The 24,005-nt window shown below is 42.5% G+C and carries 20 protein-coding genes; 8 read left to right on the top strand and 12 right to left on the bottom strand.

The annotated features are described in order from the left end of the window. Positions 1 to 61 precede the first annotated feature (61 nt). The 4 genes from mnmC to ACS8FC_RS01950 form a co-directional block, all read right to left on the bottom strand. The gene (gene mnmC, locus ACS8FC_RS01965; RefSeq protein ID WP_439295721.1) at positions 62 to 2,161 is read right to left on the bottom strand and encodes an FAD-dependent 5-carboxymethylaminomethyl-2-thiouridine(34) oxidoreductase MnmC; all 2,100 of its coding nucleotides are present in this window, start codon (positions 2,159 to 2,161) and stop codon (positions 62 to 64) included. A 34-nt stretch (positions 2,162 to 2,195) separates the two neighbouring features. Then, positions 2,196 to 2,624, bottom strand: coding sequence for a hypothetical protein (locus tag ACS8FC_RS01960; protein WP_439295720.1), 429 nt, complete (start codon positions 2,622 to 2,624; stop codon positions 2,196 to 2,198). Next, positions 2,621 to 2,950 carry a YciI family protein gene (locus ACS8FC_RS01955; protein WP_439261817.1) on the bottom strand — a complete coding sequence of 110 codons (330 nt, stop codon included), beginning with the start codon at positions 2,948 to 2,950 and terminating at the stop codon, positions 2,621 to 2,623. Before ACS8FC_RS01955 ends, ACS8FC_RS01960 begins: the two co-directional genes overlap by 4 nt. 95 nt (positions 2,951 to 3,045) lie before the next feature. Then, on the bottom strand, positions 3,046 to 3,597 hold the full coding sequence (locus ACS8FC_RS01950) for an inner membrane-spanning protein YciB (RefSeq protein WP_299217503.1): 552 nt from the start codon (positions 3,595 to 3,597) through the stop codon (positions 3,046 to 3,048). 189 nt (positions 3,598 to 3,786) lie between these two features. On the opposite strand from ACS8FC_RS01950, the gene ACS8FC_RS01945 reads away from it, so the two are divergent. Both ACS8FC_RS01945 and ACS8FC_RS01940 read left to right on the top strand, forming a co-directional pair. After that, entirely contained in the window at positions 3,787 to 4,671 is an 885-nt protein-coding gene (locus tag ACS8FC_RS01945; RefSeq protein ID WP_439295719.1) for a PHP domain-containing protein, read from the top strand. A gap of 380 nt (positions 4,672 to 5,051) precedes the next feature. Next, a complete protein-coding gene (locus ACS8FC_RS01940) occupies positions 5,052 to 6,548 on the top strand; it encodes a GGDEF domain-containing protein (protein ID WP_439295718.1) in 1,497 nt (498 codons plus the stop codon). Positions 6,549 to 6,589: 41 nt separating this feature from the next. Here the strand turns inward: ACS8FC_RS01940 and truD are convergent, their stop codons facing one another. After that, on the bottom strand, positions 6,590 to 7,867 hold the full coding sequence (gene truD / locus ACS8FC_RS01935) for a tRNA pseudouridine(13) synthase TruD (RefSeq protein WP_439295717.1): 1,278 nt from the start codon (positions 7,865 to 7,867) through the stop codon (positions 6,590 to 6,592). Between the two features lie 376 nt (positions 7,868 to 8,243). Between truD and ACS8FC_RS01930 the strand changes: the two genes are divergently transcribed. Both ACS8FC_RS01930 and ACS8FC_RS01925 read left to right on the top strand, forming a co-directional pair. After that, positions 8,244 to 9,917 (top strand): FAD-dependent oxidoreductase, encoded by a 1,674-nt coding sequence (locus ACS8FC_RS01930; protein ID WP_439295716.1) that lies wholly within the window; start codon positions 8,244 to 8,246, stop codon positions 9,915 to 9,917. Positions 9,918 to 10,009: 92 nt separating this feature from the next. Beyond that, positions 10,010 to 10,606: a GNAT family N-acetyltransferase gene (locus tag ACS8FC_RS01925; protein ID WP_439295715.1), complete on the top strand. Its 597-nt coding sequence runs from the start codon at positions 10,010 to 10,012 to the stop codon at positions 10,604 to 10,606. 29 nt (positions 10,607 to 10,635) lie between these two features. Here ACS8FC_RS01925 and ACS8FC_RS01920 read toward each other — a convergent pair whose 3' ends face one another. From ACS8FC_RS01920 to ACS8FC_RS01905, 4 genes are all read right to left on the bottom strand, one after another. Then, positions 10,636 to 10,878, bottom strand: a complete 243-nt coding sequence (locus ACS8FC_RS01920) for a hypothetical protein (protein WP_439295714.1) — start codon at positions 10,876 to 10,878, stop codon at positions 10,636 to 10,638. A 123-nt stretch (positions 10,879 to 11,001) separates the two neighbouring features. Further along, a complete protein-coding gene (gene gorA, locus ACS8FC_RS01915; RefSeq protein WP_439295713.1) occupies positions 11,002 to 12,357 on the bottom strand; it encodes a glutathione-disulfide reductase in 1,356 nt (451 codons plus the stop codon). 269 nt (positions 12,358 to 12,626) lie between these two features. Then, positions 12,627 to 13,079, bottom strand: coding sequence for a threonine/serine exporter family protein (locus ACS8FC_RS01910; RefSeq protein ID WP_068037441.1), 453 nt, complete (start codon positions 13,077 to 13,079; stop codon positions 12,627 to 12,629). Between the two features lies 1 nt (position 13,080). Continuing rightward, entirely contained in the window at positions 13,081 to 13,881 is an 801-nt protein-coding gene (locus ACS8FC_RS01905; protein WP_439295712.1) for a threonine/serine exporter family protein, read from the bottom strand. 130 nt (positions 13,882 to 14,011) lie between these two features. Between ACS8FC_RS01905 and ACS8FC_RS01900 the strand changes: the two genes are divergently transcribed. Continuing rightward, positions 14,012 to 14,293 carry a DUF503 domain-containing protein gene (locus tag ACS8FC_RS01900; RefSeq protein ID WP_439295711.1) on the top strand — a complete coding sequence of 94 codons (282 nt, stop codon included), beginning with the start codon at positions 14,012 to 14,014 and terminating at the stop codon, positions 14,291 to 14,293. A 215-nt stretch (positions 14,294 to 14,508) separates the two neighbouring features. On the opposite strand, the gene ACS8FC_RS01895 is transcribed toward ACS8FC_RS01900, so the two are convergent. From ACS8FC_RS01895 to uvrA, 3 genes are all read right to left on the bottom strand, one after another. Next, entirely contained in the window at positions 14,509 to 16,239 is a 1,731-nt protein-coding gene (locus ACS8FC_RS01895) for a hypothetical protein (protein ID WP_439295710.1), read from the bottom strand. A 130-nt stretch (positions 16,240 to 16,369) separates the two neighbouring features. Continuing rightward, entirely contained in the window at positions 16,370 to 16,636 is a 267-nt protein-coding gene (locus ACS8FC_RS01890) for a hypothetical protein (protein WP_439295709.1), read from the bottom strand. A gap of 316 nt (positions 16,637 to 16,952) precedes the next feature. Then, positions 16,953 to 19,859, bottom strand: a complete 2,907-nt coding sequence (gene uvrA / locus ACS8FC_RS01885; RefSeq protein WP_439295708.1) for an excinuclease ABC subunit UvrA — start codon at positions 19,857 to 19,859, stop codon at positions 16,953 to 16,955. Positions 19,860 to 20,713: 854 nt separating this feature from the next. Here uvrA and ACS8FC_RS01880 point away from each other — a divergent pair. From ACS8FC_RS01880 to ACS8FC_RS01870, 3 genes are all read left to right on the top strand, one after another. Further along, entirely contained in the window at positions 20,714 to 22,078 is a 1,365-nt protein-coding gene (locus tag ACS8FC_RS01880; RefSeq protein WP_439295707.1) for an MFS transporter, read from the top strand. A 107-nt stretch (positions 22,079 to 22,185) separates the two neighbouring features. Continuing rightward, on the top strand, positions 22,186 to 22,803 hold the full coding sequence (gene ssb, locus ACS8FC_RS01875; protein ID WP_439261793.1) for a single-stranded DNA-binding protein: 618 nt from the start codon (positions 22,186 to 22,188) through the stop codon (positions 22,801 to 22,803). Positions 22,804 to 23,468: 665 nt separating this feature from the next. After that, the gene (locus ACS8FC_RS01870; RefSeq protein ID WP_439295706.1) at positions 23,469 to 23,792 is read left to right on the top strand and encodes an H-NS histone family protein; all 324 of its coding nucleotides are present in this window, start codon (positions 23,469 to 23,471) and stop codon (positions 23,790 to 23,792) included. Positions 23,793 to 24,005 lie beyond the last annotated feature (213 nt).

Below are 24,005 nucleotides of genomic sequence, written 5' to 3'. Positions count from 1 at the left end.
TATAAAATAGCCAAGAATGTGAAAAGCTCAGTCATAACAAAGCTGAAACCAGGTTTGAATGTTAACTAAGCGGCGTCTGTAAGCGCGTACGATTGGGCGACAGGCGCGCGCGCATCGCTGCTGACAATGGTGCAAAAGATCCTAGCATCATATCTGCAAGCGTTTCAGCGCATATGGGCGCTAACGCATAGCCTTTAGCGCCCATCGCACTCATAACCCAAGTACGCCGGCTTTGTGCTAATCGTCCTACGATAGGATGATAATCAGGGGTTTGAGTTCGAACGCCGGCACGCCCCTGCCATAGACTGCTATCGGCTGGAATAACCGATTCCATCTCAGGAATGGCAGAGACGAGCTTTTCACGACTAATATGGTGCTCTTCATTACGAATATCAGTGTCTGTATCATTGCGTATAAAGCTAGCGCCTAATAATAGATGCGCTGCACCTTCTACCACATCATTCAACTCTTTATCATCAGCTTGCGCGGTAAAGACGGCACAGTAGCCGCTATATTTAAGCGGTATTTTAGGTAGGTTTGTGAGCTGTTTGGTGGTTGGCGTGAACCACGAAAGCTGACCACGAATTTTACGACAATCAAAAATACGCTGATCTATTTTGTGACTCTCATAAGCGGCGCAAATCACCACATTATCGGCACTAATAGTCATCACGCCTTTGTCCTGATTACTGCCTTCAATACGAACACAGCTTTCCATCTCGTTAATATTGCTAACGTCTAATTGCTGAAAGCAGATGAGCGGATGGGTCAGTATTATATTTTTTAATGCTTGAGGGTTGACCAAACCGGATTGTGGTAAGTACAAATTCTCTGATAAATCATGCGTTTTTAATCCGGTAGTCTCTTGTGCTTGCGCAAGCGATAGCGTGGTTGCCATCTCATCCGGATAGTCTGCAATTTGTTCTGTGCCGATATTGGCTTTTATCAGCAAATCTAGTGCGCCAGTTAACTCAAGTACGGGCGCTGTATTTTGCTTTGCAGCCTTTTTATTAAGCTGTCGATATAGACGGCTGCTATAGAGATAACCGATGCTATGCAAATGCTCATCGACATGATGAATCGGTGTCATCTTAGGTGCGAGTAGGGCGCGAGGATTGCCAGATGCTCCGGCCAAAGGTGCTGATTTATCTAGCAAAGTGACATTAATACCGCGATTGGCAAGTGACCACGCTGTCATTAAGCCTGAGACACCAGCGCCAATGACAATACTATGGGCGCTATTAATAGCTTGATTAATAGCTTGATTATCAGGATAGTCATGAGCATCACTACGGTTATCTGACAAATCGGTAGACTCAGCCATGATGGCGGTGAGCATCTCACGTTTACGGCCAAAGCCTTTGACTTTTTTGATCTCAAAGCCGCAGTCTTTTAGTGCGCGTTTGACGATACCTGCGCAGCTATAAGTAGCTGCGGTCGTGCCAAGGTAGGAGAGACGCTGTATTTGTGCGAAGATGTTTTCAGCCCACAATGTACTATTACAAGAAGGGGCAAAGCCATCCAGATACCATGCGTCAATGTAGGGTGCTGGCTTGATAGAGGCGTCTAATGCCAATTTGGACAAACTATCAGCTGCGTCACCAAACCACATATCGACAGTCAAATTATCATCGAGGAAGTTTAGACGATGACATCCTGCGATCAGAGGCGGATAAGCCGCTAAAAACTGCGCAGTCAGCACAGACAGCTCAGGCGCACGCTGTGCCCATAAAGCTAAGATTTGGGTAAGATCTGTGAGCGGTATCGGATGTTTTTCTGTGGTAATAAAGTGTAGCTTCGCTGTTGCCAAGTGTGGATGGGCATGACGCAGCTCTCGCCATAGCTGCCACGTTGCCAACAAATTTAGCCCAGTACCCAAGCCCAATTCTGCGATGCTAAAGCATTGCCTTGGCGCAAGATTAGTCAGTCGCTCAACCAACTGATTGTGTGCCAAAAACACATGACGCGACTCTGCAAGGCCATCGGCATGCGAAAAATACACATCGCCAAACTCACCTGATACCGGCACTTTATTACCCGTATCGTCCATCTGCCAGTTGATCTTGGCAGGTGTGATAGCTGATGCGTGGATATTCGGTGTGGTAGGGTGCTGCATAGGTGTCGTGGCAGCGCTACTATTTTTTGAAGAGGCGTTAGACATAGGCGATCACATTAGAGAAGGCAATAACAAAGAGCTACCAGCGCTCACGGCGGACAAACACCAGCCATGAGATAAAAATACCGACAAGCAAGCTCATCAAAACAGTAAATGCACCGTATAAAAACAATTGACCTTTGCTCTCATAAACCAAAACGTTTACTTGTGTCTGCAAATCATTTACTTGTCTTTGTAGTTGCGCATTGCGACTAAGTAGCGCTTGATTGGCCTCAGATAAGGCTTTGTCTGAAGGCTGAATCTGTGCGGCTAAAGTATTGCTAGCTGACAATGTTTGGTCTGATGTTGACTGGACAGAAGTGTTTTGATTGGTGGCAGACGACGTTGCTACGGAATCAGTATTGCTCACTGATGGCGCCGCATGCGCTGACATGGCGATGAGCAAAAACGTACTAGCCAGGCCATGTTGATAGCGGCGAGTTTTTGATAAGGATATTCGCTGACTCACGACTTTACTACTTTATTCGAGGCGTTATCATCTGCTTTTGGTAAGGTATGGATAAAGGGTCTGATATCCACGTGACTGTATACGCCATCCCGTAAATACGGCTCATCGTTTGCCCATGCTTGCGCTGCTTCTAAAGAGTCAAAGTCAGCGATAATTAGGCTACCTGACATCGCCTCTAAACCGTGCTCGATAGGCGTAGGGCCTGCGATAATAAGACGGTTTTCTTGAATTAACCGCTGTAAGCGCTCAACATGTTCAGCGCGGGTGATTTGACGCTGTGCTGTACTATTGGCGACGTCGTGACCGATGATGGCAAATAAGGACATGACCCTTCCTTTATGAATAGTAAAAATAAAAAATGATGATTTATAATGATAATGTCAATTTGACAATAAGGGTTGGTTATTATCGCAATACTTTTTTATTTTGCAGACTTATCAGTTAAAGCTGGATTTAAATGCTTTTTTAATACCGCAAATTGAGCGACAACAAACACCAGCATAATCGGAATCCAGCCATAGGTCTTAAAGTTAATCCATGCCTCATCAGACATCGTGAATGCCGTGATATAATGTAAAAAGCCCATAAAGGCAAAGAACAGTGCCCAAGCGATAGTAAGCTTTTTCCAGCCACTCATGGTAAGCGAAAAGACCTCTTTCATGGCAAGCTGCATCAAGGGTTTATTAATCGCAGCACTGATAATCAGCGTTAACGCAAAGATACCGTTGATAATCGGCGATTTCCAACGCAGATAAATATCATCACGCAAAAGTAGCGTACCCCCACAAAATAAAATGGTCAGTATTAATACAACCCATTGCTGTTTATCAAATTTGCCTTTTTGACGCACAAAGTGAATAGCATAAACAACGATAGTTGCAATAAGCAAAGCGCCTGCTGCTGCCAAAATACCACTTTGACGAGCAGTAACAAAAAAAGCAATCAAAGGAATGAAGTCTAGTAATGCTTTCATAACAAGTGGAATGTCCAACAAAAACGTAGTGAGTAGTTTACACGTCTACTGAGGCAAAAAAAAGCAATCAACATCATAAACATATTGATAATAAGTATAAGTGCTAGACAATCTTGTTATTGTTTTCTATTAAGCCATTATTGGCCCTTTATAAACCCATATATTTGATCAACATCTAAGGTTAACGTTATGAAAATCGACTTACATTGTCACAGTACCTGTTCAGACGGTACTTACGCTCCAGCAGATGTTGTACAGCGTGCGCACGCAGCTGGTGTCGATGTACTGGCATTGACGGATCACGATACGCTACTAGGTATTGATGAAGCTAGAGCGACAGCCACAGCGTGCGGAATGACACTTATTAATGGTGTTGAAATCAGCTGCGAACATACGCTAACTGGCGGTTATGGCAAAAATAAATCGACCAACAAGATCATTCACATCGTCGGGCTTGATTTTACCGATTTAGATAGAATGCATGCAACGCTACAGCAGCTACAAGACAGCCGTGCCACTCGTGGTCAACGAATTACCGAAAAGCTGAGTGAACTATTAGATACCGACTATGAGGAGCTATGGCAAGCGATACTCGATAAAGCAGGTGGTAACTCGCAAGCGGTTGGACGAGCGCATATTGGTCAGGTGTTGTTTGAGCGCGGTGATGTCAAGACCGTACAAAAAGCCTTTGATAAATATTTGGCCGACAATAAAGCCGCTTACGTCGCGATTGACGCACTTAGTATGGCGAGAGGTATTGAGCTGATTCATGCATGTGGCGGTAAAGCAGTACTTGCACATCCAACGCGCTATCAGCTGTCAGCCACGCGCGTACGTAAGCTTATCGCTGAGTTCGCTGAGCTTGGCGGCGATGCTTGTGAGTTGCCAGCGACCAGTGAGCCGATCAGTACCCGAAGAATGGTTGATCGTAGTATCGCTGAACATGGACTTGTGGCTTCAATTGGCAGCGACTTTCACGGTAGCAATATGCCATGGCGCCGTATTGGAGACGTGCCAACCTTGTCAACTGAACAGCACGGCGTTTGGCAACTTTTTCAACATAGCAATTATTGATTATTGGACAGTTATTAACCATATGTCGTATATAGAGACCATTGACAACAATAATATTGCCAAATGATTTGAAAGTTGCCAAAATCAATAATAAACATACTAGAATTATATAGGTAAGAATTACGTTCACAAAAACGAGTATAGTGCTGCGTCAATCGACGGCTTATTTAAAATTGTAATGCATATCAAATGTTTAAGATTTAAACCAATAAGTATCGTCATCTGCCATACCCTAAGTTCAGTACTAATGTAGTAATCAAGGCATAAGACCTTTGTTACTTTAAACTCATCTATCAGTCTGTTAGCACCTATTTACAAACCACAACGTTTGTATTGGTCTTGATGACAGAATGAACAAATATGCACGTGGTAACGCGTATATGGTTACACCGATATACCGGGCAGGCTACAAAAAACTCTCTCAGATGATTTTTGAGTGGCAAGCTGCGGATAGAGCATCATTGTTAGCCATATTCATCGTGATGGAAATCACCATGCATTGGTTATGGTGTCTGTTTGTTTGGTTACGACAAGAGGCACTAGAGGGCTATGTGGACATGGCTCTCTTGTATCCCATATGGGCTGTTATAACGCTCATAGGGATATTTTTTTGCTGGATGGTAGGTCACTTATCTCATATTAGAGACGACTCTAAGCGCCTACATAATTGGCAAATCGTACTCATTTGTGTATATGGGTTATATATTGCCGTTGTCGTTTTGGTAATGGGTCACAGCAGTTTAGTCTCAGGTGTATCGCTCGTTGGCGGTACGATGCTTGCGATGATGCTAGTACGCCGGCGTTACATTTGGTATGCGTTCTTGATTCAAGTTTATTTGATTGTCCTGATGGCGATTTTGCCTTATTTGGGTGTGACTTTACCTAGCATGCGCCAACTAAATATCCCCTCATTACCGCTTGGTACGTACAGTTATCAAACCTATAGCGAGATGACAAGTATTGAGAATGCGATAGAAGCCACTATTTTTCAAGATGGTACGCTTAGCTGGGATAGTATCAATGAGATTCGGCGCTCCTCAGTATTCTTTTGGCGTGTGACGCATATGTATTTAGCGTTGCCCAAAGCCATTTTTATGGTATATATTTTTAGTACGCTGCTACTAATTTTGGACAATAGCAAAAAACAAATCGTGCAGCATGCCAATCATGATGAGCTGACAGGTCTGAAAAACCGCCGCTGCGGCCTCACTAAAATGCGTCAAACGCTCGCTAAACTCACTAAAAGCCAAGACTATACTGTTATCTTACTCGATTTAGATTTGTTTAAAGGCATCAATGACAATTACGGTCATGATGTCGGCGATCATGTATTAAAAGAAGTTGCAAATATATTGACAGACAAGCTCACTGAGACTGATATTGTCAGTCGTTACGGAGGTGAGGAATTTTTAATTGTTCTGCCTGATATAGCGCATGATCTAGCGATGGCTATTGCCGAACAGCTGCGTTGCGATATTGCTACCCATGTGTTTCAAATAGACCATAATCTAAGCTTTAAGATAACGGCGAGTCTAGGGCTTTATACCTTGACTCATGCTGAGCGCGCCTGCATCAGACAAAGATATGCATCCATAAAATCCAAAGAAACAGTGGCGACATCATCATTATCGAAGCTGCCGACAATTAAGTCTCGTAAGAGCAAACGCGCATCTATACCAGTGTCAGAGCTGCGATATGCTCAGTTGCCTAGTGATATTTGTCAGCGTTTGATTAGAGTCGCAGACAAAGCATTGTACGAAGCCAAAGATCGTGGTCGCAATCAAGTGGTCAGTGCCAACGAGATGACAGTAGCAAAAGACAGCATTGGGCAGTTATACAGCAGTCAAAAAACCAGCGGCCAAAAAACAGATGCATAATCGGTTATGAACAGGATAACTTAGTACAAAGCTACAAAGCCTTACACCTTCGATGATGAGCTGCTTAGCTGTTGTACCAAACCTGCCAGTACACTAGTAGCAAAGCTGCCAGTCGTCAAAGTAAAATTTAATACGAGCGTTTGCTTACCATCTGTTTGTTCCTCTTGCCACGTCCAACGCATCGCTTCAACGGGTAATCGTAGTGCTCGTCGTTGGGCTTTGACGTCGCGTTTTTCTAGACCCACTGCTAGCTGTGCTAATAATGGATTGCACTGTACTATATCGTTTTCGAGCTGGGCTGCTATGCCGCTGACTTTATCGTTACCTACGCCCCACAGCACACCAGTTGGATGAATATCCCCACTGGCAACACGCGCACGTAGCGACTCGTCTACCTCTTCACTAGCAAATATCGAGCCTGAGCCATCTAAGTTAAATACTTCACCGGCAAGTCCTATATTCCAACTGCCGTCGCGGACTCTGGCTGCCAATATCTCATTGAATAGTAAACTACGCGCGGCAGACAACTCCATCGCATGTTGCTCACGCGGTGCACGTTTACGTTTACTCTTTTTTGTTTGCGGACGATCTTTTGGTGCTGGGCGTGCGAACAGCCTTAACGCCTCTGTTATATTATTACCATGCCATCCAAAACGCTGCGGACCAAAGTAATTGGGTACGCCAGTTGCGCTGATATTTTGCAAATGCTGCTCTACAGACGACTTATCGTTAGCTTCCAATTCAATATCTCGCAAGGTGATAATAAATTGATTAGCCCTATGTGTACCGCGATTAAGCTTTTTATTGTGCCAGTGCTGCGTAAGGATGGTGACTGATTCGTTGTCACCGATATCTATTGGTGCAAATTTAGTCTCTGGCAATTGCTTTTTGGGTATCCGCAGGCTAAACCACTGCGTTGTCAGTGCATGGCGGTCTTTGAGTCCTGAATAACCAACATCACGTAATGGAATCTCTGCCCACTCGGACAGTAATTTGGCTAAATAAGCAGTATTTACACCGGACTTTTTGATATGTAACCATAGATGCTCGCCTTCGCCAGTGAAGTCAATCGGCAATATCTCGTTAACGATAAAGTCTGTGTTATATGTTTTGTAGGTTGCCTGCTTTAAAGGTGGCAGTATGGGCTGAGGGAGCTGCTCGGTATCTGTCGCCGCTTTGATATCGAAACTTGCGATATCAAAGCTTGCGATATCAAGCTGCTCGTTATGAGTTGGCTGACTGTCTAAGTCAGATTGAGCTAAGGCAGATTGAGCATTAAAGTTATCTGTCGTTTTTTTATAGTTATCTTGAGAAGTCATAAAGTGGTCTTGTATTTTAATGGTAAGTTTTGGGTTGAAAGGGTAAGGCCAATTAATTAGAGCTAGTAAATATTAATCAGTTACGTTTTGCAACGCAGCGAACGTACAAATAAACAGCGTACGTTAAGTGGGCTTGTTACTATCAATAGAGCTGTTTTTTAAATGTATAGTCGATACAAACTAAAATGGATACAGGATATTATAGTGCGTTACTGGTACAAATTTTCCTCACTTGTTGTGCCTACGCTGACAGAAGCTTTGTAAAAATCATCTTAGTCACGCTCGGTAGTTCGCAGTAACCTTGTCTCTTTTAAAGTATATCGACCATTACGGTACGTTTTATACAGAACATAATTATAACTGTTAAGGATGACCTATGAGCCAGATGAATAACAACCTAGCCGATAATAAAATTCATACCGAGAATATCGTGACCATCAATAAATCTGATATTCCAAATGGTGGCATGAAGTCATATAAACAAGATGATGATAGTATCATTTTAATCACTCGCGATGAGGATGAGTTTTTTGCCTTTGATGGCAAGTGTCCGCATGCTGGCGCAGATTTGGGCACAGGGTTGCGCTGCGGTAGTCGAGTCGTCTGTCCTTGGCACCATGCAACTTTTGACAATCGTGATGGGACGCTATTAGAGCCAGTTGCCATGCGCGGATTGACTCAATATCAGCTGACAGATGAGGGCGAGAGCTTGAGCGTCGATACCTCAGCAAAAATGAATCAAAACTTGATCAATGACAAGCTGATCGATACTCATACTATTATCGTTGGTGGTGGCGGTGCAGGGTTTATGACGGCCAATCAGCTGCGTCATACGGGCTATGGTGGCAAGATTACCTTGATCAGCAAAGAGAATAAAGCCCCTTATAATCGTCCTTTATTATCAAAAGCCTTTTTAGCGGGGAATATGGAGGAAGACAAGCTGTTACTAGGCGGTGCAAAATGGGCCAATGATAACGATATCGATTTACGCCTCAATCAAACGGTTAGCGAAGTACTACCCAATGAGTCTACCGTCGTTATCACCAATGATAGCGGCAATAGTGAGCGACAGACTGCAGATTTTTTAGTGGTAGCGACAGGTGCTGAGCCAAACATACCGCCTATCACAGGAGCTGATTTGGATGGCGTTTATACCTTGCGTAGCATGGAGGATGCCAAGTTGATTAAAGCGGCCAGTCATGACCAGCGTGTGGTGATTGTAGGTACAGGCTTTATCGGTATGGAGGTCGCTTCTGCATTGGCACAAGCAGGTACGCCCGCTTCGATTACGGTGATTGGACAGGACGATCGGGTAATGGGCAATATCGTATCAGAAACTGTGAGCAATGCGTTGATTAAGCTGCATAAAGACAACGGCATAAACTTTGTGTTTAATGCCACTGTCAATAAAATCACTCAAGTTGAAAGTAAGGCTGAGCATCCTAAACATGATAAAACCTTTTCACAAGTAGGCGGTGTGACGCTTGCCAATGGCGAGCATATCGATGCCGATATTGTGATTCTGGGTACGGGCGTGGCACCGCGTACAGAGGTTTTAAACGAGGTGAATGATCCAGATGGTGTGCAAGTCGACAGTCATCTGCAGCTGCGCGATGGGGTTTATGCGCTTGGCGACATTGCAAAAGCATCCGGTCAGATGGGACGTATGCGTATCGAACATTGGCGCGTGGCTTTGCAGCATGGCATGGTCACAGCGGCAGCGATATTAAACGATGATAATGTCAATTCGTTAGAAGCGCGCATTCCTTTCTTCTGGACGATGCAATATGGCAAGAGCCTACGCTACAGCGGACATGCAGCTTCACCAGATAATAATATCTTACTTGGCTCGCCTGACACGCTCGATTATATCGAGTACTACTTCGATGATGAGGGAGAAGATACTCGTGCAAGTGCTGCAAGTACTTTAGGGCGTGATAAAGAGTTGGTCGCTTTTAGTGAGCTGCTGCGTCGTGGTCACGCACCGACGCGCGCGCAGATCAATACTGGATTCGATATTATCGAGCAGGCCCAAGCATTATCGCGCTAGCATTTAAAGGCACATAAGGTTTACTATTAAAGCTGGCTTGGTTATCCAAGTCAGCTTTTTTATATAGCAATAATAAAAGGACACCTTATAAAATGGATAATAACCTTCTAAACAAAGACGCTGTGTTTTTACGGCAAGCAAAAGCGGATGATGTTGGCGCACTTGAGCAGTTATTAAATCGCTGTTATCGAGAAACAGCAGGCTGGACCAATGAAGCCGACTTGGTCGGTGGCATTCGTATTACTCAGTCTGAGCTGGCGAGCATCATCGATAATCCAAAACATTATCTTTTCGTTTATCCAAAAACGACGACTGGCGCTCAGGATGGCGATGAAACTGACGAGCTGTTGGGTTGTATTGCCGTTGATATGAAAATCGACGCTGACGCAAATGAAAAAGCCTATATTGGTATGTTTGCGGTACATCCAGACTTGCAAGGTTGCGGTGTGGGAAATGTGATATTAGAGGCAGCTGAGACTTTTGCAGAGCGGCATCTACAAGGTAATGATCAACCAAGTCGTCTGACCATGTCTATTTTAAGTCATCGCCCCGAGCTATTGGCTTATTATCAGCGCCGCGGCTATCAGTTGAATGGTAACGAGATGCCGTTCCCAGATGACGGCAATAATGGCGAACCAAAGCGTCAAGACTTAGCGTTATTAGAATTAGAGAAAATCGTTAGCTCATAAAGGTTGGCTTTAATTGTATCAGACTTGAGCTAACCCCAAAAATGCCCAAAGGTCATAAACAGCCCAACGCTTAGTAGAATAAATGCCACAATAATTAAACGCTTAAACCAGTTAAAAGCTGGCAGACGCGTGGCATTGTCATCCGACATGAGGTATGCAAACAAGCCCAGCAAGCTTGCCGCTAACGTCATAATCCCAAGGCCAATTGGTAAAATATAGAGGTATACTTGCCACACAGTCATCTCACAAACGGCTTCTATTAAGCGCATCATAGCAGTATCATGATTGTGCTGTCTGTATCTGACACTACACGAAATCAAAAATAGGCAATAAAAAAGGCTATTCCGTCAAGAATAGCCTTTTCATCAATATTATCTATCAAATTAACGCATATATCAGCGCATGGTCACAAACTCTTCTGAACCAGTAGGATGAATAGCGACCGTATTGTCAAAGTCAGCCTTGGTCGCGCCCATCTTGATCGCCACCGCAAAGCCTTGAATCATCTCATCGACACCAAAGCCGATGCCGTGCAAGCCGATGACTTTTTCATCTTCGCCTAAGCACACCAGCTTCATCACGCACTTTTGACGATGCTGCGTCACTGCGCTATACATAGAAGTAAATGTTGAGGTATAGCATTTAATGTTGTCTTTACCAAAGTGATTGACCGCATCAATCTCAGACAAGCCAATCGTGCCAATAGGCGGATGGGTAAAGATAACCGTCGGTATCAAGTCATAAACCAAATGCTCATCGGTTTTGTCATTAAACAAGCGCTCAGATAGTCTACGACCCGCCGCGATAGCAACAGGGGTCAAATCAATGCTGTTTTCGATAATGTCACCGACTGCGTAAATGCCGTCAACATTAGTATTTTGGAACTTATCGACTTTGATTTTACCGTTATCAGTCGTCTCTACACCTGTCACTTCCAAGTTAATACCGTCAGTAGAAGGCGCGCGACCAATCGCCCAAATCAAACAATCTACGGTATCAAGAGCGCCGTCTTTGATAAACAACTCTAAACAGCCATCTTCTTTTTTATGGACTTCCGTTAGTGTGGTATCGGTGTGCAATTGAATGCCATCCTGCTCCATCTCTATCAGCAAGGTCTCCACGATGGTATGGTCAAAGGAGCGTAGCGGCGAGTGTTGACGGACATACAGATGCACCTCAGCACCCAAGCTGTTGAGCACGCCAGCGATTTCAACGGCGATATATCCTGCCCCGACGATGGCTACCCGTTTTGGCAAAGCATTTAAGGCAAAAAAACCGTCAGAATCAATACCGTATTCTGCACCTTTAATATTTGGTTTAATAGGATGACCGCCCGTTGCGATCAAAATATGATCAGCCGTGATATGCTCGCCATTGACTTCGACCGTATTGGTATCGACAAACTTGGCAAAGCCTTTTATCACTTCCACGCCATTTTTGGCCAAGTTATTATCATAAGCGCGGTGAATGTTTTGGATATATTGTTGGCGACTGTTGACTAGCTTTTGAAAATCAAAGCCCTTTAACTCGACATCAAAACCGTAATCAGGCGCATATTTTTCGATGGCTTCGGCCACTTGCGCGCCGTACCACATGACCTTTTTGGGCACACAGCCCCAATTGACGCAAGTACCGCCTAACTGCTCCGCTTCGATAATGGCGCATTTTTTGCCATAGCTTGCCGCGCGATTGATGGAGGCAATGCCGCCGCTACCGCCACCAATGGCGATATAGTCATAATGTTTTGTCATGGTTGAGTCTCTTTAGTCAATGCTTGTGATGAATAATATGAATGCGATTGTTGTTTAGTTTTATTGTGAACTTTACTGTAATGGGTATGAGAGTATATCTTACAAGTTTTTTCATGCTTAAGACGTGCCAAGTAGTATTAATAATCCAATCTCAATTATTTATTTTTCTTGGCGTAGGCTGGGTTTTTAGCCCAGCATTTTACCTAAGTTGAGAGCCAAGGATCAATTTATAAAAGTCTTTAAGTAAAATAGTCACCATTTAAACCCACTTAAACAATGGCGCGCCGTCTATAAAATAATAGCCCGGGAATGGATAAGCCCAGTACCAATCCTGAGGTCACAAATAAGGCTTCAAACAAATACACCATCATTTGGCTAAATAACTCGTCCGAAAAGCCAAAATAGCCAATCTGTACCATGCTGACCATCGCCTTATAAGCGGCGATACCTGGCATCATACAGATGACGCTTGGTGAAATTAACGCTTTGGGCGGTAGGGTATATTTTTTAGAAAAGTAGACGCCCAAAAAGCTGGCAAGCATCGCCCCAAAAAAGCTGGCTACCACCAGATGGATATGTTGATAGACAAGCGCTGTTTTTAGCCCAAAGCCAAACGCAGTCATCAGCAAACACGGCAAAATATAGCGTTTGGGTACGCTGAACATCAGCGTCCAACCAAGGGTAATGATGCATGACAATACTACGGTTTCAATAAACCACATATCAAAACCCCCAGTGCTGTATTTGCAGTAAAACCAGTGCCATCACGATGCCAACGCAGGCGGACAAGGTCAACATATATGTAAACACCGCACGTCCAACCCCAATATTGACATAGCCTTTTAGAATGTCTGAGAAAGAGTTAATCAAAGGAAAGCTTGGCACCAGTAATAGCACGCTCGAGGCAACTGCAATATCAGCATTATTACCAATATCAAAATAGTAAGTCGTTGCCCCAATCAAAGAGGCGATAAAAGCCGTTACGATGACCGTGATAAAGGGATTGAAGTGGTGCTTGGCTAAATAAATGCGGGTAAACATCGCTACCATGCCAGCGATAAAGGTTACGGCGGTAATCGACCAACTGCCACCATTAAGATTTGCAAACGCAGCACAAGATGCACCAACGAATATGCCTACCAGCCACGTTGGATATACTGTCTTATCTAACTCATCAAAGGCACGGGTGGTGCGGTCAGTCAGCTCAGACTGTAGCTTGTCAATATTTCTATCGGCTTCGGTTTTATTAACGATTTGCTGGATTTGTACCAATAAATTGACATTAATGCTTTGATTGATCGTGTCTCTGGTAGTGGTGATACAGCGTTCATTACAGATGGTCGTCAAGGTAATGGCATTAAAATTAAGCGAACATTCGACGCTACTCATGCCCAAAGCAAATCCCAAACGTTTAGACAAGTCAACCACCACGGCAGACTCAGCGCCGTATTGCATAAGAAGTAATCCGCAGCGCACGCATAGTCGAGTGATGCGCTGCTGCTGTACGTAGCTGATAGAGGTCATGGGCGAGATACGTATGTTTGTTGGTATTGGTACGCTATTATAAAGGGTCTAGATGCTGACACGCAGGCATTATCGGACATTATATTTGATGCTACTATAAAGTATAAACTTTTTTGGTAAGGAGTATAAAATGCATATCGCTATCTTAACGCTGACTTTTGCGCTACCGGGCTGTAGCTCATTAAAAGAAAAACGCCAACGCATGGGCGGCTTGCATGCGCGCTTTGGCAATACACCAAGCGTCGCTGTCTGTGAGAGCGATGAGCGTGATCGGCATGATGCCAGCGAGTGGACGTTTGTGATCGTCGGATTATCCAAACGTGAAGTGGAGTCACAATGCAGCCAAATTGAGGAGAAAATAGAACGGACGGTAGATGCGCGGATGATGAATGTTGAGAGAGAGTTTATTTAGGTGGAGTGGTTTTATGTTTGGAGCTAATCTCGCTTTTCGCTTCTATCTGCTCATTGATACGAGGCGAGGGCTACGGTTTGTCCTGTCTCTTGCTCCGCGTAGCCAAGCCAAAACCTAGTCCTCGCAACTCCTCCAATTGAGCAGGATAGCCGCTACAATCGGGGCTAAACCGCTTCTAAAGACTAGTATTTAACTGAAGGCTATAGTTAATATGATTAGGAAAGATTTTCTGTCAAATCATTAGTGCTCTTTAACCACATTCTAATAGGAACTTCACTTCCTGAGCTTTCTTCTATTTTCTCATTTAAAAGCTCTAGTATCCACATCCTCACTTCCTCCTTCTTACCTTCAACTTCGTTAAGTACAGGATGTAGCAAAATAGAGTGAATAAATTGTCTACGATACCTTTCATCTTCAATTTCTGTCCAAATTACTTCTCTTAAAGTGCTTTTATCAATTGATGTAAGAATATCTTCATCATCACCATTCGAAATTCTGTCTTTATAGTATCGTAAAAAAACAGAAGAAATAATATGAGAGTTAACATTGATGGGTCGATAGTTTTCTATACTTTCAACAATAAATTCACGAAATCTTTCATAAGGCTCTATCTTAAAGCGATACCAGTCACCAATAGTTGGCCTTGATTGTGATGTGTTTATCTCTCGTTCAATAAACTGCTTAACGTGATTTTCCAGCTGTTGCGCTAAACCTTTTCTACCACAGTTTTCAAAGATATTACAATAAAAGCTAATATTATTTAGCTCAGACCTTTGAATCTTAGCACATGCTGAATAATATAGGCGTTCACAGAAATTAGGCTGAAGCTTTAGGCTATGAAACTCATTTATAACCTGTTGATGAAATAGGTCATCTTGAAGATTTACTTCTGATAGAATATCTTTTTCTATTAAATATTTTATAGACTCTTCTGATATGTCATGATTATGCAGCATACTTATAATATGCATAGCCCAGTCATCAAATGAGAATAAAGGGTAAAACGGTTCCAAGTGATTTCTGAAGGCTTTAATCTCTTCAGTTTGCATCAAAAAACGATCATCAGACATTTTGATAAAACTTTTGTTTTTATCAAGAAATAAGTCTAAGGTAGCTTTAAAGGAACTCTGCTCGTTATCTAAAATTATTTCTGGTTGAAACTCGTCTATCCAGCGAACAATTAAAAGGTTTTTTAGTATGTACTCTCTACTGGTTTTGCTTAGTGATGTGATGGAAGTAGTAATTTGCTGATAATTATTAAGTACCTTATTATAAAACCTTAAGTTTTTGACGTTCATTGTACGATAGAATAGTTGCATGACATCTAATGCAATATCATCTGTGATAAAAGTCTGTAATATAGCTAAATTATCATCAAGAACAAGAACTTCATCAAGGACCTTTTCTTTATATTCTTGGAATTGCTTGTTTGCTTTAGCGTCATGTAGGATTACAATAACTTGGCAGTTTTTTTCCAACTTTAAATCGTTAATTAAGCCCATAACGTCTTTAATCGGTAAATTGTCTGAGACTCTTTCAATATCATCAATACAGATAACAGTTTTAGATACTAGACTAGATAACATGCTAGTTATAAAGCTTTTTCCTATATTTAGGCTTAAACCATTACCTCCCATTTTAGAAAAATCAACAGTATCTAAAGCTTTATTGAATAATGATTTAGCTCCTTGTAATCTGTCCTCTAGCTGATTAATTGCATGAGTTTTGACAGCAATTTCATATTTTAAAGAATCTAGTGAGTCAATACCAAATAAAGATACATAGGCATACTTTTGCAGCTTAAATTTATTGAGGTTCTTCTGTTTAAAATATTTCCAAAAATATGTTTTTCCAACACCCCACTCACCAGTCAGCGCAATAGCGAAAGAATCGTCAGTATTTATTAGCTCTAAAAGCTTCTTTTCAAGATTTGCTACATTTGCCATCGCTGTTTACCTTACATATGTTCTTAAGCTGATAATGATATTAACACTAAAATAAAACCACAACCCAACAAAAAAGGCCACCCTATAAAGAGTGGCCTTTTATCAATGATCATCTAACAAATACCAGTTATTAGTGACGACCTTGGCCTGCAGGCTTTTCAAACCCTTTCGCACTTAGACACGCATCTATTTTTTTCATATCGCTTTTACTTGGACGACTCTCTTTATTCATTTTTACGCCCGCTTTTTTAGCACAGTCATCCATAGCTTGCTTCATATCGGCGGACATCGCAGGTCTTTGATGGTTGCGATCGCTTGTGCCATTTGATGAGTCGCTTGACGCACAGGCGCTAACGCCAACAGTAGATGCCAAGATAATGAACAATAATTTTTTCATAAAAAGTCCTTAAAGGTTTTAGGGGTGGTATAGGGGTTAGCAGTGTCAATTTGTACGTGTTACCACTTGCTACCGGGTTCTTAACCGGTTATTTATATCTCGTATGCGTCTACGCATCATATTCAACCCTTTAAATATTAATACATTCAATATTTAAGTATCTTTAATAAACATTAAGAAAGGTAACGCAGTGCGCTATAGGTCTTGATACCTATTAATCAATACCTACAGTGTGCAGGTTAGACAAAGCCTGATTCCACCCAAGAAAAAGGCCACCTTATAAAGAGTGGCCTTTTATCAATCATAACTAACGGTATTAACTCACTTCTTTCATCGCTTGCTTAAGCATCGGCTTCAAAAACTCACCTGTATATGAGCCTTTCACTTCCGCGACTTCTTCAGGCGTACCTTCCGCGATGATCAGTCCACCACCTTTACCGCCTTCAGGGCCAAGATCAATCACCCAATCCGCGGTCTTGATGACGTCCAAGTTATGCTCGATGACGACGATAGTATTGCCTTTATCACGTAGCGCATGCAGGATATTGAGCAGTTTATCGATATCATGAAAATGCAGACCCGTGGTCGGCTCGTCCAAGATATACAGCGTCTGTCCGGTATCGCGTTTGGCAAGCTCACGCGCCAGTTTGACCCGCTGTGCTTCACCACCAGACAGCGTCGGCGCAGACTGACCCAAGCGAATATAACCAAGACCGACATCCATGAGTGCTTGCAGACGGCGATAGATCGCTGGGATCGCTGAGAAGAACTCAGTGGCATCTTCAACGGTCATATCGAGCACTTCAGCGATGCTTTTGCCTTTATAGTGAATCTCTAAAGTTTCGCGATTATAGCGTTTGCCTTCGCAGGTATCACACGGCACATACATATCAGGCAAAAAGTGCATCTCAACTTTGATCAGGCCATCGCCCTGACACATCTCACAGCGACCGCCTTTGACGTTGAAGCTAAAGCGACCTGGCTTATAACCACGTGCGCGGGCTTCTTGCGTTTGGGCGAACATTTCACGTACAGGGGTAAAGACACCTGTATAGGTTGCAGGGTTTGAGCGCGGCGTACGACCGATTGGACTTTGATCGATATCGACCATTTTGTCCAAATGCTCAAGGCCGCTGATACTTTCATGCTTATCTGCAATAAGGGTAGAAGCATTATTTAACTGCGTGGCGGCGATCGGCATTAAAGTACGGTTGATCAAGGTTGATTTGCCTGAGCCTGAGACACCAGTGACACAAGTCATAATGCCAACGGGTATGGTCAAATCTACATCATGTAGGTTGTTGCCGGATGCGCCTTTTAGCTCAATCGTCATCGGGACTTGCTTGGGCTTGGCTTTACCTTTAACTTCCATATCGATGGTTTTAGCTTTATGACGAATGCTTGGAATCTCGATTTTTTTCTTACCAGACATATATTGTCCAGTTAGTGATTCTTTATTGGCCATGATGTCATCGACCGTACCCTGAGCGATAATATGACCACCATGGACGCCCGCACCGATACCGATATCGATGACATGGTCGGCTTGACGTATCGCATCCTCATCGTGCTCGACGACAAGGACAGTATTGCCCAAATCTCGCAAACGAGTTAAGGTTTTGAGCAAGCGATCATTGTCACGCTGATGCAGACCAATAGACGGCTCATCAAGTACATACATCACGCCCATAAGCCCCGCACCGATTTGGCTGGCAAGACGGATACGCTGCGCTTCACCGCCTGATAGCGTCTCGGCAGAGCGGGCAAGGGTCAGATAGTCAAGTCCGACGCTAACAAGGAAGTTTAAGCGCTCATTAATCTCTTTAAAGATCTTTTCTGCGACTTCCCCTTTATGGCCGCCAATCTTCAGCGTTTTATAATAGTCAGCGGCATCACCGATAGAAAGCTTAACGATTTCAGCGATAGTATGCTCGTCAACGCGGACATTACGTGAGATCTCATTCAAACGCGCACCATCGCAGACGTTACAGGTAGTATCAGCCAGATACTTTGCCAGCTCATCACGCACAAGGTTACTTTGGGTTTTGGCATAACGGCGCTCTAGATAAGGCAGCACGCCTTCAAATGGAACAGTTTTGTTGGTCTTACGACCACGCTCATCGGTAAAGTTAAAGGAGAGCTTTTCCTTACCTGAGCCATGCATAATAAGGTCCTGTTGCGCTTTGCTCAGGTCTTGCCAAGGCGTATCCATATCAATGTCAAAATGCTTGCAGACAGTAGAGAGCAGACCAAAATAATATGCATGACGCTTGTCCCAACCGTTAATTGCGCCTTGGTTGAGCGATTTTTCATGATGGGTAATCAGTTTTTCAGCGGCGAAATATTGACGTTTACCCAAACCATCACAGCTTGGGCAAGCACCGTATGGATTGTTAAAACTAAACATCCGCGGCTCAAGCTCAGGCACTGCTCGATCACAGACAGGGCATGAATGCTTGGACGACATGACTTGATTTTTATCGCCACCTTCTTTTGGATTGCCATCCATAAAGTGCAGCGTAACCAAACCTTGACCCAAGCGCAGGGCAGTCTCGAGACTTTCAGCGACGCGGTTACCTAAGTCATCACGGACTTTAAAGCGATCAACCACAACCTCAATAGTATGTTTTTTCTTTTTATCAAGCGTTGGTAGCTCGTCTGTATCATAGACATCACCATCGACTCGCACGCGCACAAAACCTTGCCCAATCAGCTGCTCAAGCAATACGGTATGCTCGCCTTTACGCTCACGAACCACTGGCGCTAAAATCATTAGCTTGGTATCGTTTGGCAGTGCCATGACTTGATCGACCATTTCTGTCACCGATTGTGCGACCATCGGCTCACCATGTTCAGGACAGTATGGCGTACCGATACGCGCATAGAGCAGGCGTAGATAATCGTAGATCTCAGTAATCGTACCGACTGTTGAGCGTGGGTTATGGTTGGTTGATTTTTGCTCAATGGCAATAGCAGGAGAGAGTCCCTCAATGCTATCGACTTCTGGTTTTTCCATTTGTGAGAGGAACTGACGGGCGTAGGCGGACAGACTCTCGACATAGCGACGCTGTCCTTCAGCATATAGTGTATCAAAAGCCAAAGATGACTTTCCTGAGCCGGATAAGCCAGTAATTACCACGAATTTGTCACGTGGAATATCGAGATCAACGTTTTTTAGATTGTGAGTGCGTGCGCCGCGTATTGCAATGTGGTCATTTGCCATCGGTTACAGGTTTCCTATTTACTAAAAGCGTTATTAAAAAAACTATGTGCGTATGGTTATAAAATCTAAAGTAAGTGATATATAGTAAGCTTTAAATGAAATCGGTATGTTAATAGCCATAGGCTACTTCATTTAAATACAATACGTTTAATGATAAGTTATAAAGTTTTATAGTGGTTGTTCATAAAAACAGCTGTATCAACTGTGCATTCACATGTTATGTCATTCTATTTATAAAACCATTAATGTTAAAAATTGACAAAAGTCTAGATTAAATAAAATTAATGAAACAGTTACTTGTTGGCTAAGTTTTTGTTATTTTCTGATATTTATGTCAGTTTTAAAAACAGTATCAGGTAATCAGTTAATATTTTAAAAAATAGACTTGCGTTAAAGATATATGAGTAAATTCATTCATCAGTAGATCGCATCTATGTTTTTAAGCCTTTTTTAAGCGCTGGGCAATACAGATTACGATAACATTGCTTACATATATGAAGTTTTTCTATTTAGGGAGTTTTTTATCATATTTTGTATGACGTTTTACTTTATTGTCATTCAGATGACATTATTCAAGGTATGACTGCGCATTAGATGCACTTAGTAACAAAACTGTCTAGTAAAATAAGCAAGTTGCAAATAGCAGCCTATAGTTGATTGTCTTTTGAAGAGGGTTAACTATAGGGCACGTTATTGAAAAGGTAAAAGTTTCGGCAACCAAGTAGCGAATGTTTTATACTGTGGGGCTTGATTGACAAGTGAAGCTGATCGCATGAGCCTGTATCAATGGCGCTACATAATCGACAGTCAGATAAAAAGGTCAGATCAGCGATGATAATATCAGTGAGGCAAGTATGAATAGCGTAGAAAAACGAGCAATTCTCGGGGTCGGTGGTATATTTGCCTTGCGGATGATTGGCTTGTTTATGATTGTGCCTGTTTTCTCTGTATATGGTGACAACTATGCGCATGCCACGCCGTTTTTGATTGGTTTGGCCGTTGGTATTTATGGGCTTGGGCAAGCGATTTTTCAGATACCGATGAGCCTTGCTGCCGATAAATTCCCGCGTAAGCCGATTATCTTTTTGGGTCTGATATTATTTGCTTTGGGCGGTATCATCGCGGCCAACGCGACAGATATTTATGAGGTTATTATCGGCCGGGCGCTGGCAGGGAGCGGTGCGGTCTCGGCGGTGCTGATGGCATTGTTAGCTGATGTGACACGAGAAGAGATGCGCACCAAAGCAATGGCAACGATGGGATTGACCATCGCCACCTCCATTATGCTCGCTTTTGCCTTTGGCCCACTACTGGTGGGTTCGCTTGGTATTTCAGGCCTGTTTTGGCTGACATCGGGTTTTGCGGTTTTAGCAATGATGCTACTTTTTGTCATACCGACGCCGCTACGTGTGCTCAAGCATAATTTAGACAATAAATCGATTGGTCAGCAGTTGGTAAGCGTGTTAAAAATTGGCGATTTAAACCGTTTGCATATCGGTATCTTTGCCCTACATTTGACCATGACAGCGATCTTTGTGATTTTACCGCACCAGCTCTCTGACGTATTAGGTCTATCAGTACGTCAGCAGGGCTTGGTGTATTTGCCGCTATTATTTATCGGCTTTGCCGTGGCCATTCCCTTTATTATCATCGCCGAAAAAAAACGTAAAATGCGTCAAGTATTTTTGGGCGCGATTGTCTTGATGACGGCGGCGCTTGCATTATTGGCCTTGGGCAGTCAACTGGGAGTCGGGATTATCCTAGGTTTGTTGTTCTACTTCATGGGTTTTAATTTACTTGAGGCTACCATTCCGTCTTGGATATCTAAGCGCGCGCCAGTGGCAAATAAAGCGACGGCAATGGGACTTAATTCGTCCAGTCAGTTTTTTGGAGCTTTTGTTGGCGGGGCCATGGGCGGCTTACTATTGACACAGCCAAATTTATTGGCGTGGGGCATACTAGCACTTATTATGGGCGCAGCTCTGCTGATCATTATTCCGATTGCGCAGCCGCCTTACTTGTCGAGTACGACCGTTACCATCCCCAAAAATATCGACATACAAAATTGGTCGCGGCAGGTGTTGGCAGTAGATGGTGTCGATGAGCTGGTCGTGATGGCAAAGGAGCAAGTAGCGTATCTTAAGCTAGACAAGACCCAGCTGACAGATACTTCGCGACAAGAGCTGTCGCATTTGGCACAAAGCCCCCTAGATATTTAAACAAAAATTGGTTAAAGTAAAATCAAATTACTGATAGTATGAATTGGTTTCAATCAATAATAGCTTGTACGATTCATTAAATTATTCATAAGTAAAAGGACGGTATCATGCGCGGAGTTAATAAAGTTATCATTATCGGTAACCTTGGAGCAGACCCTGAGGCACGTCAATTTAACAATGGCGGTAGCGTGACCAATATTTCGGTTGCAACGTCAGAGCAATGGACAGACAAACAAAGCGGTGAAAAAAGAGAAGCGACAGAGTGGCACCGTATTGCTTTATTTAACCGTTTAGGAGAGATTGCCGCGCAATATCTTCGTAAAGGCAGTAAGGTCTATATTGAGGGCAGTTTGCGTACGCGTAAATATCAAGATCAAAATGGCCAAGATCGCTACATTACTGAAATTCGTGCTGAACAAATGCAAATGTTAGATGGCGCAAGTGGTGGTCAAGATAACAATAACTTTGGTGGTCAAAACCAAGGTGGCGGCTATGGTAATCAGGGCGGACAAAACAACCAAAACAACTTTGGTCAACAAGCCAATAATCAACAAGGTGGTTATAATCAGGCGGGCGGCGTAGCAGCCCAAGGTGGCCAACAAAACAGCTTTAACAATCAAAGTGCACCTGCTCAGCAAAACCAGTTTAATCAACCAAATCAAGCGCCAACACAAAAACCTACGGCAATGCCAGATGGTCCTGTCGATGATGACATTCCATTCTAGGATATACCTGAACTAATAGGGTAGAAAAACAATAAAAAGAGCCTATATCGATAGGCTCTTTTTAATGTGCGATGTTTTTTATAGGTGTTTCAATTTTAAAAGAAAATAGTGTCACTTTAATGAAGCTTTTATATCATCACGAAGTGTAAGGTATAGATTAGCCAAGAAAAAATAATACAAATAAAATATCATGACTAAATGATTAAATGTCTAACGCATGGCCTTATCTCAAACCAATCGTTTAAACCTGATATCAAAACTCACTGTTTATATGAGAAATAGTAAGAATACAGAATTACTATCCTAAATAAACTTATGTCTATAAAAAATTTTTTATGTAAGATATAGTTATTGTATAAAAATACGACTTTTCATGTCTTCATGACAATGTCATACCTAACTATTAAAAAACTTGAACAATATTATTGATATTTATTTATTCATTAAACAATAAAATTATGTTAATCTCGCACAGTTGCTATCGCTAGTTAATCAGACAGCGAAAATTATCACATAAATCAAATCGATCTATTTTGTTTCTGGTTTGATGGGTAATTTCAAAAGACAATAATAGTGTTAAAGCAGTATTGCTAAATACCTATCCTTCGCTTAATAGGTTGTAAAACCATATTGAGCTTATCTCTATTTTTAAGACTGAGGTTATTATGAATAAGAACAAGACAATTGATTTAGATAATCTAGATGTAGACGAGCTACGTGCTATCACTGAGAATGCCCAACAACTTATTACCCAAAAACAGCATCAGCGTTTATATGATGCGTATATGCAGTTTGAAAAAATCGCGGAAGATAGTAATAGTACAATTGAAGAAGTCTTAAAAGCTGGTGAGAAGTTAGAAAAGAAACGTAGTATTAAATATCGTAATACTGACAATCATCAAGAAACTTGGACTGGCCGTGGTCGTAAGCCTACATGGTTGGTGGATGCATTGGCAGCGGGTCGTGATCTTGAAGATTTTGCTGTATAAATCTACTTTAATCTGACCATGTGTTTATAGTGAATGTGATTATTATATTGCATTAATTGTACGAGCTATTTATAAACGAGTTATATAGTAGAGCGATAATACCACTCAGCTGATTAGATTCTAAAAACCAGTATCTTTGCTTAAAGATACTGGTTTTTTTGCTGTCATCTATAGGTAATAGTTTGTTATCATAATATCATTTTTACCTCCAAG

The sequence above is a fragment of the Psychrobacter sp. 1Y4 genome (genome assembly GCF_051847555.1).
Note: the sequence above shows the minus strand (reverse complement) of the source record. Positions and strands in the feature narration are given on the sequence as shown.

What these genes read in the sequence shown, in the direction of transcription:
- ACS8FC_RS01940 (WP_439295718.1), top strand. Translation starts at nt 5,052, where the DNA reads ATGGTTACACCGATATACCGGGCAGGCTACAAAAAACTCTCTCAGATG.
- ACS8FC_RS01950 (WP_299217503.1), bottom strand. Translation starts at nt 3,597, where the DNA reads ATGAAAGCATTACTAGACTTCATTCCTTTGATTGCTTTTTTTGTTACT.
- ACS8FC_RS01920 (WP_439295714.1), bottom strand. Translation starts at nt 10,878, where the DNA reads ATGATGCGCTTAATAGAAGCCGTTTGTGAGATGACTGTGTGGCAAGTA.
- uvrA (WP_439295708.1), bottom strand. Translation starts at nt 19,859, where the DNA reads ATGGCAAATGACCACATTGCAATACGCGGCGCACGCACTCACAATCTA.
- gorA (WP_439295713.1), bottom strand. Translation starts at nt 12,357, where the DNA reads ATGACAAAACATTATGACTATATCGCCATTGGTGGCGGTAGCGGCGGC.
- ACS8FC_RS01930 (WP_439295716.1), top strand. Translation starts at nt 8,244, where the DNA reads ATGAGCCAGATGAATAACAACCTAGCCGATAATAAAATTCATACCGAG.
- ACS8FC_RS01905 (WP_439295712.1), bottom strand. Translation starts at nt 13,881, where the DNA reads ATGACCTCTATCAGCTACGTACAGCAGCAGCGCATCACTCGACTATGC.
- ACS8FC_RS01925 (WP_439295715.1), top strand. Translation starts at nt 10,010, where the DNA reads ATGGATAATAACCTTCTAAACAAAGACGCTGTGTTTTTACGGCAAGCA.
- mnmC (WP_439295721.1), bottom strand. Translation starts at nt 2,161, where the DNA reads ATGTCTAACGCCTCTTCAAAAAATAGTAGCGCTGCCACGACACCTATG.
- ACS8FC_RS01895 (WP_439295710.1), bottom strand. Translation starts at nt 16,239, where the DNA reads ATGGCAAATGTAGCAAATCTTGAAAAGAAGCTTTTAGAGCTAATAAAT.
- ACS8FC_RS01910 (WP_068037441.1), bottom strand. Translation starts at nt 13,079, where the DNA reads ATGTGGTTTATTGAAACCGTAGTATTGTCATGCATCATTACCCTTGGT.
- ACS8FC_RS01900 (WP_439295711.1), top strand. Translation starts at nt 14,012, where the DNA reads ATGCATATCGCTATCTTAACGCTGACTTTTGCGCTACCGGGCTGTAGC.
- ACS8FC_RS01890 (WP_439295709.1), bottom strand. Translation starts at nt 16,636, where the DNA reads ATGAAAAAATTATTGTTCATTATCTTGGCATCTACTGTTGGCGTTAGC.
- truD (WP_439295717.1), bottom strand. Translation starts at nt 7,867, where the DNA reads ATGACTTCTCAAGATAACTATAAAAAAACGACAGATAACTTTAATGCT.
- ACS8FC_RS01955 (WP_439261817.1), bottom strand. Translation starts at nt 2,950, where the DNA reads ATGTCCTTATTTGCCATCATCGGTCACGACGTCGCCAATAGTACAGCA.
- ssb (WP_439261793.1), top strand. Translation starts at nt 22,186, where the DNA reads ATGCGCGGAGTTAATAAAGTTATCATTATCGGTAACCTTGGAGCAGAC.
- ACS8FC_RS01880 (WP_439295707.1), top strand. Translation starts at nt 20,714, where the DNA reads ATGAATAGCGTAGAAAAACGAGCAATTCTCGGGGTCGGTGGTATATTT.
- ACS8FC_RS01870 (WP_439295706.1), top strand. Translation starts at nt 23,469, where the DNA reads ATGAATAAGAACAAGACAATTGATTTAGATAATCTAGATGTAGACGAG.
- ACS8FC_RS01945 (WP_439295719.1), top strand. Translation starts at nt 3,787, where the DNA reads ATGAAAATCGACTTACATTGTCACAGTACCTGTTCAGACGGTACTTAC.